The organism is Exiguobacterium sibiricum 7-3 (assembly GCF_000620865.1).
GTDB classification, from domain to species: domain Bacteria; phylum Bacillota; class Bacilli; order Exiguobacteriales; family Exiguobacteriaceae; genus Exiguobacterium_A; species Exiguobacterium_A sibiricum_A.
Map to the genome: position 1 here is coordinate 1,943,552 of NZ_KK211190.1, position 14,041 is coordinate 1,957,592.

Here is a 14,041-nt window from a genome sequence, read left to right on the forward strand (position 1 = left end):
TAACATACTACTATTAGTAATCAAGTTTGTTAGCTAAAGGAGACGCATTATGGGAGAATTCATTACATTATTAAAACGCGGTAACCGTTCCGCCTTGACCGCTGGCATCGTTAACTCGATCATTGCCGTCATCAAAGCAGTTGCTTATGTCTTAACGGGAAACGTCGCGATGTTCGCCGAGATGATGCACACGTTCGGCGATGCTGCCAACCAATTTTTCGTCTTCATCGGATCCGCCCTCAGTAAGAAGGCACCAACAAAACGGTTCCCGAACGGATTTGGTCGTCTTGTCAACCTCGTATTGCTCGGTGCGATTTTATTCGTCGGCATCATGGCCTATGAAACGATTCATGAAGGGATTGCCCACATCATTCAACCAACCGAATCAACCGGTTTTTGGATCACCTTGTCCGTCTTATTCGTCGGTGTTGTCCTAGAAAGTGGTGTCTTTTATAAAGCGATGCAGGAAATCGCACATGATGCCCGCATCACGACAAAAGGTCCGAAACTGATTCTCGACAGCTTCCGTGCCTTAAAGCAGGCAAAACCGGCGACACGCCTTGTCTTCCTCGAGGATTTAGTCGCAACGGCCGGCGGTCTCGTCGCGATGATCGCCGTCATCATTTCGCATCTGACACCGTTCCATCAGGCGGAAGGGATTGCGTCGATTATCATCGGACTGATGATGTTTTATGTCGTCGGCAATGTCTTTTTACAAAATGCAGCCGGAGCCCTCGGTGAAGCCGATGAGACGATGGCAGCACGGCTCGGCGGTCTCATCATGAAAGATGCCGACGTTCGCGACATCAGCAAGCTCGAAGTCATCAAGGAAGGCGATCATTTCCATGTCGAAGTCGAGATTGAAGTTGATCCAGCGTTGACGATTGCGCAAGCGGATGACATTAAAGACCGCCTCGAACTGAAAATCCGTCTGCAACAAGGAATTATTGATGTCACGATCGGGTTTGATGAAGATGACAAGGTTCAGCAATACATCGTCTCGACCAACGAAACGCCTTGATTCCGTTCACACAAGAAGTCATTGATGTCATTCGTTCGATTCCGGCAGGACGCGTCATGACGTACGGTCAAGTCGCACGGCTTGCCGGAAACCCGCGGGCCGCACGACAAGTGGCTCGGATTCTTCACAGCCTCAGCCGGACGGAACACTTGCCCTGGCACCGCGTGTTAAATGCTAAAGGTGAGATTTCACTCGACGGTGACGAACAGCAATTGGCACTCGAGGCGGAAGGTGTCGTCTTTGAGCGTCCCGGGAAACTGTCGTTATCCCGTTATCAGGTCTAACAAAAAGGAAGTAAACCGCATGTGCGGCTTACTTCCTTTTTTTCAGGCTTTTTCTTTCATTTGACGTAAGACTTCTGCCTCCAGCTGCGGTTCCGGCGGCAACCAGCCTTCCGGTTTCATGACCTTTTGGTCGGATTCCCGGAAAATCGGTTGACCGTCCGGACCCAGTTTCGCCATGTTTGCCTGTTGGACGATTTCAAACAATGGACCGGGTTCAAGTCCCGCTTCAACGAAACTGCCCATGATGAAGTACAGAGCATCCGTTAAGGCATCGCCTTGACCAACCAACCGTTCAACTTCCGTCGTCGGATAGGTTTCTTTCAATGATTTTTGAACCGCCTGATCCAGTCCTGTCTTAAACGTCTCGATTGCTGCCAAAAAATCGGTTTCGTCCCGCGACGACTGATGCAGAAACTCAACGACTGCTTCTTCCGCTGTCCAGGTTGCCCGTTTAACTCCGCGTTCGAGTGGAATTGCTGTTGGTTGGTCCGCCCCCGGGTGGCGGAACGTCTGATGGAACTGTTTGACGTCCTGATAATAGTTCGGTTGTTTCATATCGATCACTCCCCTGTTCCGTTTCACTTTCACACGGTTTCCATTTTAACAGGTTTCAGGAGATTTCTCGATGCTTGGATTACCGCACATGGTCAAGCAGGCGCACGCCGCGACTGATCAACTCTTCCCGTTCGACCGACGTCTGCTTCAGACGGTCAAGATCGGCAATCAACCGAGGCTGATCGACTTCATCTGCCAATTCAAGTAATTCAAGACGCAACAACCAGGCATCCGGTAATTGAGTCAACGTCCGGTCAATCAGTTGTGGCAACAGTTGACGGTCGGCCCGTCCTTCACGCATTTCCCGAACCGCTTCAAAGATCGGATCAGCCGCTGTCAACGGACGTTCGATCCGTTCGAACTCAACCGTCTCCGGAATCGGTTTTAACGCTTCGACTTCTGTTCCCGGGAAGGCGGATGTGATGTCTCCGACTACCAGTTCCATCCGGTCCATTGCCGTCGTTTGACCGTCGTTCGTTAATTGAGCGTCTTCCAAGACGACGAGTGCCCGATGTCCGTTGACGTTTTGAATCGCTGAAATCTGTCCTGTGACGTGAACTGCACCTTCTGTCCAGTCCAGCTCTTCCCCGACTTTGACCTGGAGCAAGACTTCGTTCAACTCCGGTCCGTGAAGGAGTGTAAAGCCTTCCGGATGATCGGCCAGCCCTTGACCTGTCATGACTTCACCTTTCGCAGCAAGCGCCGTCGGACCGGTCAGCTTGACGAGGTGCAGAGATTCATGGATTTCCTGTGTTGCCGGTACACCGACGAGCGAGATGCCACTGTCAAAGACAAGCGTCGAAAGGTTGCCTGACTCGACGGCTTTCGTTAATCCGTGGATGCCGCCGCGGACGTATGACATCGTCTGCGCGAACTCTTCCAGGGCTTCCCGAAGCTGTTCGAATGATTCGCAGACAAACAGTTCTTTTTGCATGCTCGTGACGTCATGTTTCGTCGCCAGTGCTTTCGCAAGTGAAAACGGATGTTTTGTGACAGCGTCCGTCAAACAGTGCCGGCTTTCGCCGACCGATGACAGAAGACCGGCTCCGTAGATTTGTGGATTGTTGATATCGCCAATCAGACCAAACTCAACCGTCCACCAAAACAGACGTGAAATTTCATTTGCTTCGGAAATACCAGTCACATGGGTCCGGGTTTCAGCAAGTGCGACTTCCGCCTGCTCGATGTCTGCCGGTGTCGAGAACGGACTTTCTTTGACGATCGTTAGTTTCTTCAGTGCCTTGAAGACATCATGCTCGGCTTTATGGTTAAAGGCATGTGCCCCGATTTCACCAAACCGGCGAACGAATTCCGCGTACGTCGGATTCATCAAGATCGGCGCGTGACCTGCCGCCTCGTGCAAGATATCCGGTGCCGGTGTGTAGAGGATGTTATCGACTTTTCGGATATCGGTTGCGATCGGCAACAGACCGTGACCTTGGAAGTCAAAGAACGCAACGCCGGGAATCAAGCCGTCAACGGCAACCGTTCCCCATCCGCCGCGGCTTAAGTTCGCCGTCATATCGCGGACATCCGGAATCCGTTCCGGACTGATGCCGGATGCAGCCAACCCTTCAAGGTATGCCGGATGTGCCGTATCTTGTAAGGTATTTAAATTCAGTCGCATGACGTAACGCCAGACCGCATGATCCGTCGGCGTGTAATCATCGTAGTGCTGCGGTGCGACGTGTGGTTGTAAGTGACTTGGAATGATTGGTGTAGACATATGAATTTCCCCCTTGAAAGTAGATGAACAACAAAAAGTCCCTGCCGAACAAAGATGTTCGACAGGGACGACAAAAGGCCGCGGTACCACCCTGATAATCTACGTAGACATAGATCGCTTCATTACGGGATAACGGTTTTCTCCGCTTGCATGGCAAGAGACTCGGAAACTGTAATTCGATTCAATCTGTGTACACGTTCGCAGCGCCACGTGCTCTCTGAAACAGGGAGATTGTTTCTACTTCGGTTTCGTCTTCGTCCAACTTCTTTTGTTCTGTTATGCTGTTATGCTGTTAGCAACTAAAGTGCTGTTAAGAAGGACTATACGCTTACTTCTGACTTTCGTCAATCGCTTTTTTTCGTTTAAAGCGGTTAAATGTTTTATCACGGACTGATTTTTGTTCAATCGACAGCGACGTTACATGGCGGCGAAGCGCCCCGTTCAGCCGTTTTTCAAACAATTCCAGTTCCTGAATCCACTCGTTCATCGCGACGACGATCGGCAGGATTTCCATGATGATTTCTTCTTCCAGTTCATCCCGGTCAAGGAACGAGTGTTTGACGAAGGCAATGTTTTCTTTGACGAGATCTTCCATCGCGAGCGGTTCTTCCGTCAGTAACAGATCATACGTCAGCAAGACCTTTTCCTGACGCTGGGCAATGTGCATCAGATGATAGAACAGCTCACTCCGCAAATCATCAGCAATCGAATTCAGTGCCTTTTCCCGCTCCCGGAAACGTTCTGCAGTCGCGACACCCCGTTCTAAACACGACTGCATATGTTGCAGAATAATCAGGTTACGCAGTAACGAGACATGCCGTTGCCGGGATCCGCGAATTTCTTCCCGGTGCAGATTAAACAACGTCTTCGTTTCGAGCATCGAACGGCTCATTTTGTCGATGGCTGACCGGTAAGGTGTGACTTTCCCTTCAAAGGCAATTGCCCGGGTCACGACGAGCAGCTTCTCGAACAGTTTCGATGCTTTCTGATAATAGACGTTCCCGTAACGCGGCGGGAAAATCAGCGCATTGACGCCGAGGGCACAACCAATCCCGAGCATGACGAGTAAGTAACGGATCAGGACGATTTGCCACAATGGATCCGTCGCCCCTTCGACACTTTCCAGGATGACGATAATCATCAACACGACATGGGGAATCGTCCGGCCGAAACCAAATGCCAGCAAAATCGAGATGGCGGCCATGATGACGATTCCGATTGCCAGTGGATTAGCCGGGTTGTCACCTAGAATCCATAACGAGACAAGCGTCAGGAAGGCTCCGATCAGGTTAGCTTCTGCTTCCTCGAGGAATTGTTTCCATGTCTGATACACGGACGGTAATAACGTTGTAGCTGCTGAAATCGCAGGTAGGATTGGGCTTAGATTAAACAGGTTACTGATAATCAGCGCCAAAATGACCGCAAGTCCGGTCTTGATGGTACGTGGTCCGATTTGTAAAGACTGACCGCCCATATACAAACCTCCTTTTATAGTGGGGATACGCCCCCTATTCTTGCTCTAATACCCGAAAAACGCAATTAAAAAATCACTCCAAGACTTCTTGGAGTGATTTTATCGAATCTTTTATGCTTACGAAGCTTTTGTTCCTGTACCAGAAGTCATTTCTTTTTTCGCGACTTCTTGATCGACGAGCGGTTTTTTCAAGATCGAGAGGATCGCGGCTCCGACGAGTGATCCGATTAAAATCGCACCTGCGTAGCTGAGTACTGCCATTAATGTGCCTGATGGTCCGTCAAGTAATGGGAAGACGAACACACCGCCGTGTGGTGCCGGAAGCAACACACCGAAGACGATTGTCAACGCACCGGCGATTGCTGAACCGATGACGCTTGACGGGATGACACGAAGTGGATCTGCTGCTGCAAATGGAATCGCACCTTCTGTGACGAATGACGCGCCCATTGCGTAAGCGGCGATACCGGCTTCGCGTTCTTGTGGTGTAAATTTCTTACGTGCGAACAACGTAGACGAGAATGCTACGAGAAGCGGTGGAACCATACCACCAGCCATGACGGCTGCCATGACTTCCGTGTTTCCTGCTGTTAAAGCAGCTGTTCCGAAGACGTAAGCTGTTTTGTTGATTGGACCACCCATATCGATTGCCATCATCGCTGCGACGAGCATACCGAGCAGGATGGCGTTACCGCCACTGAGACCGTTAAGTGAATCTGTTAACCATGTCATGAAAGCAGCGATTGGTTCGTTGATGACAAGCAACATGATCATACCTGTGATGAATGAACCGAACAGCGGGTAAAGCAAGACCGGCTTGATACCTTCAAGAGCTTTCGGAAGACCTTGCAAGACTTTGACGAGTAAGAGAACAACGTAACCGGCAAGGAAACCGGCGATCAGTCCACCGAGGAATCCGGCATTTCCTTGACTTGCGAGGAAACCGGCAATCAAACCTGGTGCGAGACCTGGTTTATCGGCGATCGACATCGCGATGAATCCGGCAAGAATCGGAATCAAGAGACCAAAGGCTGCTTTACCAATCGACATCAATTGAGCGGCAAATTCGTTGTATGAAGGATCTTCAGGATTCGCTGAGTTAATGCCCCAGAAAAAGCTAATTGCGATTAAGAGTCCACCGGCAACGACGAGTGGTAACATCGCGGAAACCCCGCTCATCAAGTGTTTATAGAAACCACCACGTGCTGGTTTTGAGCTGTCGCTTGATCCACTACCTTTATAAACCGGTGCATCCTGTTTGACGGCACGGTCAATCAATTCTTTTGGTTTACGGATTCCTTGAGCGACCGGAACTTCAACAACGTGTTTCCCGTTGAAGCGGTCCATTTCGACAGCTTTATCCGCAGCGACGATGATCGCTGTCGCTTCTTGAATGTCTTGACTTGTCAGACCGTTTTTGACGCCGGTCGAACCGTTTGTCTCAACTTTGATCCGTACACCCATTTCTTCCGCTTTTTGACGGAGTGCATCTGCCGCCATATACGTGTGGGCGATGCCGGTCGGACAAGCTGTGACGGCAAGAATGTATGGGGCGTCCTGTGCGACGTTTGAAGACGAGACATCGACTGGACCTTCTTCTTCCCGTTCTTTCGCTTCGATGGCAGCAATCACTTCATCTTCCGAACGGGCCGAGAGAATCGTATCGCGGAACTTCATGTCCATCAGATACACCGACAGTTTGGATAACGTTTCAAGGTGGGCGTTATCGGCATTTTCGCCGGCTGCAATCATGAAGAACAAACGGCTTGGTTGTCCATCGAGTGCTTCGTAATCGATGCCTGTCGAACGTCCGAAGGCGATAGCCGGTGATTTGACGGCTGCCGTCTTCGCGTGCGGAATCGCAATTCCTTCGCCGAGTCCAGTCGTACTTTGCGCTTCCCGCGCCAAGATGGCTTCGCGGTAAGCCGAGCGGTCATTTAATTTTCCGGCACGATCGAGTACATCCACCAATTCATCGATGACGGCTGCTTTGTTCGACGAACGTAAATCGAGTTGGATCGTATCACGTGTTAACAGGTCTGTAATTTTCATGAGTTTGTCACTCCTTTTAGGATTGAATGAGTTCAACGACTTGGACATCGGTCAATAAACGGTCAATATCTTCTTTTGTACATAAACCAAACGAGTAAGCGGAAGCACTGCCTGTCGTGACCGCGTAACGGAATGCTTCTTCCGGCGGTCGCCCGAGGGCGTAACTGGCGACGAATCCTGCGACAAGTGAATCTCCGGCACCGACTGAGTTGATCAGTTTACCGGCTGGTGTGTTCGCCGTGAAGGCACCCTGCTTATTGACGAGTAAGGCTCCGTCCCCTGCGAAGGAGATGATGACATTTTCCGCGCCGCGCTCAACGAGTTGTTGGGCGTACGGGACAGCTATTTCTTTTGAAGTGATGTCGACATCAAAGATTTCGCCCAGTTCGTGGTGGTTCGGCTTAATCATGAACGGACCGAGCGGCAACACTTCAAGCATTGCTTCTTTCGTCGTATCGACGGCGAACTTAACGCCCCGTTTCGTCAGGACTTGCGCAATCTTCCGGTACAAATCTTGTGGCAGACTGCTTGGAATGCTGCCGGCGAAGACGACGATGTCACCTGTCTGCATCGTTTCGAACGCTGCCAGTAGTGCCTGTAACTCTTCATCCTTGATTTTAGGACCTGCTGCGTTGAGTTCTGATTCCTGATCGGCACGGATCTTAACGTTGATCCGCGTTTCGTCGGCAATCGGTGTGAAGGCTGTCAAGACGCCTTGCTTTTCCAGTTCGTCACGAATAAATTGCCCCGTACTGCCACCTAAAAATCCAAGAGCTTCCGTCTCGACGTCGTAATTTCTTAAGACTAACGAGACATTGATTCCTTTCCCGCCTGCTACTTTTTCCGCTTGTTCCACACGATTGACTTGTCCGGCCTCAAATACGGGCAACGTGACGTAATAGTCGATCGATGGGTTGAGTGTTAGTGTATAAATCATTTCGCGTTCACCACCTCTGTATATTGACTGTATTTCGCTTCTTGTTCGCTTGATGTCATCGTAATGATCGTTGCCGCACGTAGTGACGCGACCCGGCTAAAACTGATTTCATCTAATTTCGTCTCATCAACTAACACATAAGACTTTTTCGCTAACTCAATCGCGGTCTTCTTAACGAGTGCCTCTTCCGGATCTGGTGTCGTAAAACCTTGATTCGGATGAACACCGTTCATCCCAAGGAAAGCGACATCAAAATGGTAAATCAACATTCCTTCACGTGCATTATACCCAACGAGTGCCTGGGTCGAATGCTTGAGTTGCCCTCCGACGACGAACGTCGGGATACGGTGATAGAGTAACGTATTCGCTAGAGGAAGACTGTTCGTCACGACTGTAATCGCCTTTTGTTCGAGGTAAGGAACGATGGCTAGTGTCGTCGTTCCTGCATCGAGATACACATACATCCCGTCTTCGATCAAATCGGCCGCAGCTTTCGCGATCCGGTCCTTCTCTTCGACGAAACGGTCACTTTTCTCGAAATAACTCGGTTCATCAATCTGCATATGGTTGGCTGTCGCCCCGCCGTGAACCCGCCGTAAATGACCGGCTGATTCAAGTTGTGATAAGTCCCGGCGAATCGTTGATTCACTGGCTCCCGTCTGATCCACAATGGTTTGCATTTTGACGACTTCTTCCCGAGCGAGCAGCTCGAGAATCAGTTGATGGCGTTTTTTCGTTAACATGAGTTTCCCTCCACATCCTTAATATAAAGCGTTTACATTAAAAAATCAATCAAAATCATTCATTTTTTTATGTTTTTCGTTAAAAAACCTTCAAAATACGACTTTATTCGACAATAACATCCTGTTATACATCTATTATACATCAAAATCAGTCATATCATGACCGTTTCCACAAAAAAACCGCTCATTCTCTGAGCGGTTTTAAACAATACAGTCATCTGATATTGAATTTTATGCTTTAACGTGATTTTGCAGATGACCGATTCCTTCAATCGAAACATCCACGACATCTCCGTCCTGAAGATATGTCGGCGGCTTCATACCGTGCCCGACGCCGGCCGGTGTGCCTGTTGCGATGATATCCCCTGCTTCAAGTGTCATTCCGTGGGAGACTTCCGTTAAAATCGTCACGACATCCCGTAACATCAGCTTCGTCGAACCCGATTGCCGCAGTTGACCATTGACGCGGGTCTCAACCAGTACATCTGCCGGATCAAAGCTGTCTTCCGTTACGATGACTGGACCGAACGGACAAAAACCATCAAGTGATTTACCGCGGAAGAACTGGACATGCTCTTTTTGCAAGTCACGTGCCGTCACATCATTGACGATACTGTAACCGAAGACGTGATCCAGCGCATTTTCCGGCGTCAAGTCACGACCGGATGTCCCGATGATGATTGCAAGCTCGCCTTCATAATCAAGTTGCTCGGTTAAATCCGCATGCCGCTCGATTGCTTCAAACGGACCGACGATTGAACTCGGCGCTTTCGTGAACAAAACGAACTTTCCAGCCCCTGCCGTATCCATCTCCTTGATGTGATCGGCATAGTTCTTCCCGACACAGATCACATTACGCGGCGGTATGTAGGGTGCCAGTAACCGGATGTCGTCGTTCAGCCGTGGTGCGACATCCAAATCAAGATCCATCTCGAATCCCCGTGCGATGACTTCAAGCAACGAATCCGTATAAACCTGCGCCGTCACGTCATACCGGTAACCTGCTTCCTCGACCCCAATCCGTGACTCTCCTTCTTGCTCAAACCGAAACCATTTCATGACTATTCCCCCTTTTTTCCAGTATACCGAAAAGTCTCTCCGGCCGTCTGCTTTCGCAAAAAAGAACCGTCCGAAATATATCTCGGACGGTTCTTCTTCAAGCGATGCGACGGGCTAACCGGTCGACAAGTGCCTGTGATTCTTCATTTAAGGAAACCAAGTCGACTGACACACCTGCTGCCTGATATTTCAAGACGACGGTTTCAATCGCTTCCGTCGCCGAATCATCAAACAGATGCGCTTGTGTGAAATCAAGCGTAATCCGTTCGAAGTCGCTATCTGCCGGCAAATCGAATTGTTCGACGAACGCTGTCGTCGACGCAAAGAAGATTGGACCGTTGATCCGGTAGACGACGTTTGTCCCTTCGACCTGACGTTTGACAGCAATTCGCGAAATTTTCGACGCGAACAGAATCGCGGCGAGTAAAATCCCGACCAGTACGCCCATCGACAAATCATGCGTCAAGACCGTCACAAGAACCGTGGCCAACATGACAGCGGAATCACTTTTCGGAGAATCTTTCAGCATTTTGAATGATCCCCAGTCAAATGTCGCATACGAAACAAAGAACATGACACCGACGAGTGCCCCCATCGGAATCGTCATCAGTAAATCGTTCATCGTCACCATCAACAGCATCAGAAAAGCTCCTGCCGTAAATGTCGACAGTCGACCGCGTCCACCTGATGTAACATTGATGACCGATTGACCAATCATCGCACAGCCCGGCATTCCGCCAAAGAATCCAGCCACGATATTGGCGATTCCTTGTCCGCGGGATTCGGTTGCTTTATCCGACGTCGTACCGGTCATCTCATCGACAATCCGTGCCGTCAACAACGATTCAATCAATCCGACAAATGCGAGTGATAAAGCATACGGGAAAATGATTTGCAGCGTCTCAAGCGAAAACGGAACGTTTGGCAAGAAGAAACTTGGAAGTGAAGCTGAAATTTGTCCCATGTCGCCGATGATCCGTGTATCCAGCGAAAAGGCAACCGTTAAGACCGTCATGATCGTAATCGCGACGAGTGGTGCCGGAATCACTTTCGTAAACCGCGGGAAAATCAGGATAATGGCAAGAGATGCCACGACCATCGCATACATGATCCAGTTCTGCCCTTCAAACTGCGGCAATTGTGCCGAAAAAATCAAAATTGCCAAGGCATTGACGAATCCGACCATGACGGCTCGTGGAATAAAACGTAATAATTTTGCGACACCGGCGACGCCCAAAATAATCTGGAAAATCCCGGCGAGAATACCCGCTGCCAGTAAGTAATCCACACCATGATCTTTGACGAGCTGTACGACAACGAGCGCCATCGCCCCGGTTGCGGCTGAAATCATCCCCGGACGGCCGCCAGCAATCGAGATGACGATGGCAATGATGACGGACGCATATAAGCCGACCATCGGGTTGACTCCGGCAATCAAGGAAAACGCGATTGCTTCCGGAACCAGTGCCAAGGCAACAACGATTCCGGATAACAGGTCCGCTTTCGGTTGCAGGACCCATTCTTTTCTCCATTGTGAAAACATCTAATTCCTCATTTCTTTATGTTCGAACATTTTTTTAAAATAGGACGTTTCACCTGAAACGACAAGCCTTTATTGTAACAGTGTCCGGATTCGGACGATTTCATCGACCATGTCCTGATAACGGACCATGATTTCCTGACCGGTGAAGATCGGATCCTCCTGCAACGTCTCGAGTGCCCGCTTCAGCAGATGGATTTTCGGTTTTTTCCGTTCCAGTAATTCTTCATAGATGAAATCGAGCACTTCATCGTGAGCTTCCTTTGATTCCTCCGAAATGGCGGACAGTGTGATCAGCCGTTTCATATGAGCATTCGTCTTCTCGAATAAATCTTTCCGGATGACGACCTCATCTTGCGGACGGTCGAGCCAGACCGACAAGAAGCGCGGCGGAATCAATTGTTCTTCCGTCCGGCTGACATCTTCGACGAGATGCGTCAACCGGTTGAAGACATAACGGACGACCCGCTCCGGTTGCGTGTTCCGTTCCGATTGCCGGAAGAAGTACATCGCATATTGCAACATTCCCGTATAAATGACGGCTAAATCGAGCAGATACGGTGTTTTCGCTTCTCCGAATAAATCGCGCAATCGATTATATGTCCATTCGATCTCGAGCAGCCGGTTATTTTCCATGAACGCTTTTAATTCTTTTTCATTAGAAGCAATCGCTTCTTCAAACAACGTATACAGTTTGTACTTCTGCATTAGTTCGAGGTAGCAGTTCCCCTGCTGAATGAATGTCTCGTAATCCGAGACGTCGCGTCCGACCAGGATTTCTTTTCGGGCGTTACGCATCTTTTCGAAGACCGTGTTGAACACATCAATGAACAGTTCGTTTTTCGACGAAAAATAATTATAGAACGTTCCTTTGGAGACGACACTTTGGTCTAAAATGTCCTGGATCGAGGTTGACTGATATCCTTTTTCAACGAATAGTTGGTAGGCAGCATCAAGGAGCTGTTTCTTTTTCGGGTTCATAACATTATCCTTTTCTTTAAATGATCTGTTTTTCAAAAACCACTCATTTACTTTAGTGTATAAAGCAAATAATTTGTAATGTTTTGCTTCAGACGGTAAGATAGCTAAGTCGTAGAATCAGTGTATAACAAAATAGACTTACTGTACAAAAGGAGCATAACGAAATGCAATCAACGAAGCAATCATCTCGTCTTTATTTAATCTTAGCGGTCTTGATGGCCGGCGCCTTCGTCGCCGTCCTGAACTCGACGCTGTTAAATATCGCTTTACCATCCATCATGAAATCATTCAACATTGAAGCCAGTACGGCGCAATGGCTGACAACCGGCTACATGCTGGTCAACGGAATCATGATTCCGACGTCGGCTTTTCTCGTTCAAAAATTTTCGACTCGCCAGTTGTTCTTGACGGCGATGGGCTTATTCTCAATCGGTACCATCGTCGCCGGTCAAGCCGATCTGTTTCCGGTCCTGCTCGGCTCGCGGATGTTACAGGCGTCCGGTTCTGCCATCATGATGCCGCTGTTAATGAACGTATTGTTAAACGGCTTCCCAATCGAAAAACGCGGACAAGCCATGGGGATTTTCGGTCTTGTCATCACGTTCGCACCCGCAATCGGTCCGACATTATCCGGTTGGGTGCTGGAACATTACGAATGGCGGATGCTGTTCCATATCGTCACACCGATTTCCCTGCTTGTCCTCGTCATCGGATTCTTCTTATTAAAGAAAGAAGTCGTCACGAGTACACTGCGTCTCGAAAAACTTTCACTTGTCTTATCGAGCTTTGGGTTCGGTGGATTACTGTACGGTTTCAGTTCAGCCGGTTCGGCCGGTTGGGGATCGTGGACAGTGATCGGCGCCCTTGCCATTGGTGTCATCAGTCTCGCCTCGTTCATTATACGCCAATTCCGGCTCGATGAACCGATGCTTGAGTTCCGAATCTTTAAATATCCGATGTTCGCTTTATCGCAAGCCATTTCAATGGTTTTAAACATGTCGATGTTCTCGGCGATGATCCTGATGCCGATTTACGTCCAGACGATTCGCGGTATCTCACCGTTCCACTCCGGACTGTTGATGTTGCCGGGTGCACTCGTCATGGCCTTCATGTCACCAATCACCGGTCGTCTGTTTGACCGGTTCGGTGCCCGGGTTCTTGCGATAATTGGTCTGTCCTTGACGGTTCTGACGACCTTCTTCTTCAGCCGTCTGACAGCGGATACGGCGTATTCGTTCCTCGTCATCATGTACACGTTACGATTCCTCGGGATTTCAATGGTCATGATGCCGGTCATGACAAACGGGTTGAACCATATCCCGCAACACTTGACACCGCACGGGACAGCGCTCAATAACACGTTGTCGCAAGTCTCCGGTGCAATTGGTTCAGGACTGCTCGTCACCGTCATGACAACACGGACCGCCGGGTATGCAAAAGAATTGGCTGCAAGCGCTACGCCAACGACCAATCCGCAAACGATCATCACGCAATCGATGGTCGAAGGCATCAACGATACGTTCTTCATCGCTACTTTGCTCGCATTACTCGCTCTAGGTTTATCCTTCTTCATTAAAAAACGGAAAGTCGATCAAGACGTCGTTCACATCGAAGAAGCACGTGAAAAAAAATACGCATAATCATCAAACAGGTCGTTTCCTCTCTCATT

At 49.4% G+C, this 14,041-nt stretch carries 12 protein-coding genes and 1 other annotated feature; of the genes, 3 read left to right on the plus strand and 9 right to left on the minus strand.

What is annotated here, in order from left to right; all coding sequences use genetic code 11:
• Window positions 1-49: 49 nt before the first annotated feature.
• Both P402_RS0111160 and P402_RS0111165 read left to right on the plus strand, forming a co-directional pair.
• The gene (locus P402_RS0111160) at window positions 50-1,021 is read left to right on the plus strand and encodes a cation diffusion facilitator family transporter (protein ID WP_026828767.1); all 972 of its coding nucleotides are present in this window, start codon (window positions 50-52) and stop codon (window positions 1,019-1,021) included.
• Window positions 1,018-1,305, plus strand: a complete 288-nt coding sequence (locus tag P402_RS0111165) for an MGMT family protein (RefSeq protein ID WP_026828768.1) — start codon at window positions 1,018-1,020, stop codon at window positions 1,303-1,305. The genes P402_RS0111160 and P402_RS0111165 overlap by 4 nt, the downstream gene beginning before the upstream one ends.
• A gap of 42 nt (window positions 1,306-1,347) precedes the next feature.
• Here P402_RS0111165 and P402_RS0111170 read toward each other — a convergent pair whose 3' ends face one another.
• The 9 genes from P402_RS0111170 to P402_RS0111210 all read right to left on the minus strand — a co-directional run bounded on the left by P402_RS0111170 (window position 1,348) and on the right by P402_RS0111210 (window position 12,372).
• Window positions 1,348-1,860 carry a hypothetical protein gene (locus P402_RS0111170; RefSeq protein WP_026828769.1) on the minus strand — a complete coding sequence of 171 codons (513 nt, stop codon included), beginning with the start codon at window positions 1,858-1,860 and terminating at the stop codon, window positions 1,348-1,350.
• 79 nt (window positions 1,861-1,939) lie between these two features.
• Window positions 1,940-3,586, minus strand: a complete 1,647-nt coding sequence (locus P402_RS0111175; RefSeq protein ID WP_026828770.1) for an aromatic amino acid hydroxylase — start codon at window positions 3,584-3,586, stop codon at window positions 1,940-1,942.
• 60 nt (window positions 3,587-3,646) lie between these two features.
• Window positions 3,647-3,850, minus strand: a binding site (T-box leader).
• A 64-nt stretch (window positions 3,851-3,914) separates the two neighbouring features.
• A complete protein-coding gene (locus P402_RS0111180; RefSeq protein WP_026828771.1) occupies window positions 3,915-5,060 on the minus strand; it encodes an FUSC family protein in 1,146 nt (381 codons plus the stop codon).
• Window positions 5,061-5,177: 117 nt separating this feature from the next.
• On the minus strand, window positions 5,178-7,112 hold the full coding sequence (locus tag P402_RS0111185) for a PTS fructose transporter subunit IIABC (protein WP_026828772.1): 1,935 nt from the start codon (window positions 7,110-7,112) through the stop codon (window positions 5,178-5,180).
• Between the two features lie 16 nt (window positions 7,113-7,128).
• Window positions 7,129-8,049: a 1-phosphofructokinase gene (gene pfkB / locus P402_RS0111190; protein WP_026828773.1), complete on the minus strand. Its 921-nt coding sequence runs from the start codon at window positions 8,047-8,049 to the stop codon at window positions 7,129-7,131.
• Window positions 8,046-8,792, minus strand: coding sequence for a DeoR/GlpR family DNA-binding transcription regulator (locus P402_RS0111195; RefSeq protein ID WP_026828774.1), 747 nt, complete (start codon window positions 8,790-8,792; stop codon window positions 8,046-8,048). The genes pfkB and P402_RS0111195 overlap by 4 nt, the downstream gene beginning before the upstream one ends.
• Window positions 8,793-9,023: 231 nt before the next feature.
• On the minus strand, window positions 9,024-9,851 hold the full coding sequence (locus tag P402_RS0111200) for a fumarylacetoacetate hydrolase family protein (RefSeq protein WP_026828775.1): 828 nt from the start codon (window positions 9,849-9,851) through the stop codon (window positions 9,024-9,026).
• A 97-nt stretch (window positions 9,852-9,948) separates the two neighbouring features.
• Complete coding sequence (locus P402_RS0111205) at window positions 9,949-11,394, minus strand: SulP family inorganic anion transporter (RefSeq protein WP_026828776.1); 1,446 nt, start codon at window positions 11,392-11,394, stop codon at window positions 9,949-9,951.
• Between the two features lie 69 nt (window positions 11,395-11,463).
• Window positions 11,464-12,372, minus strand: coding sequence for a TetR/AcrR family transcriptional regulator (locus tag P402_RS0111210; protein ID WP_026828777.1), 909 nt, complete (start codon window positions 12,370-12,372; stop codon window positions 11,464-11,466).
• Window positions 12,373-12,536: 164 nt separating this feature from the next.
• On the opposite strand from P402_RS0111210, the gene P402_RS0111215 reads away from it, so the two are divergent.
• Entirely contained in the window at window positions 12,537-14,012 is a 1,476-nt protein-coding gene (locus tag P402_RS0111215) for a DHA2 family efflux MFS transporter permease subunit (RefSeq protein WP_026828778.1), read from the plus strand.
• Window positions 14,013-14,041: the final 29 nt, after the last annotated feature.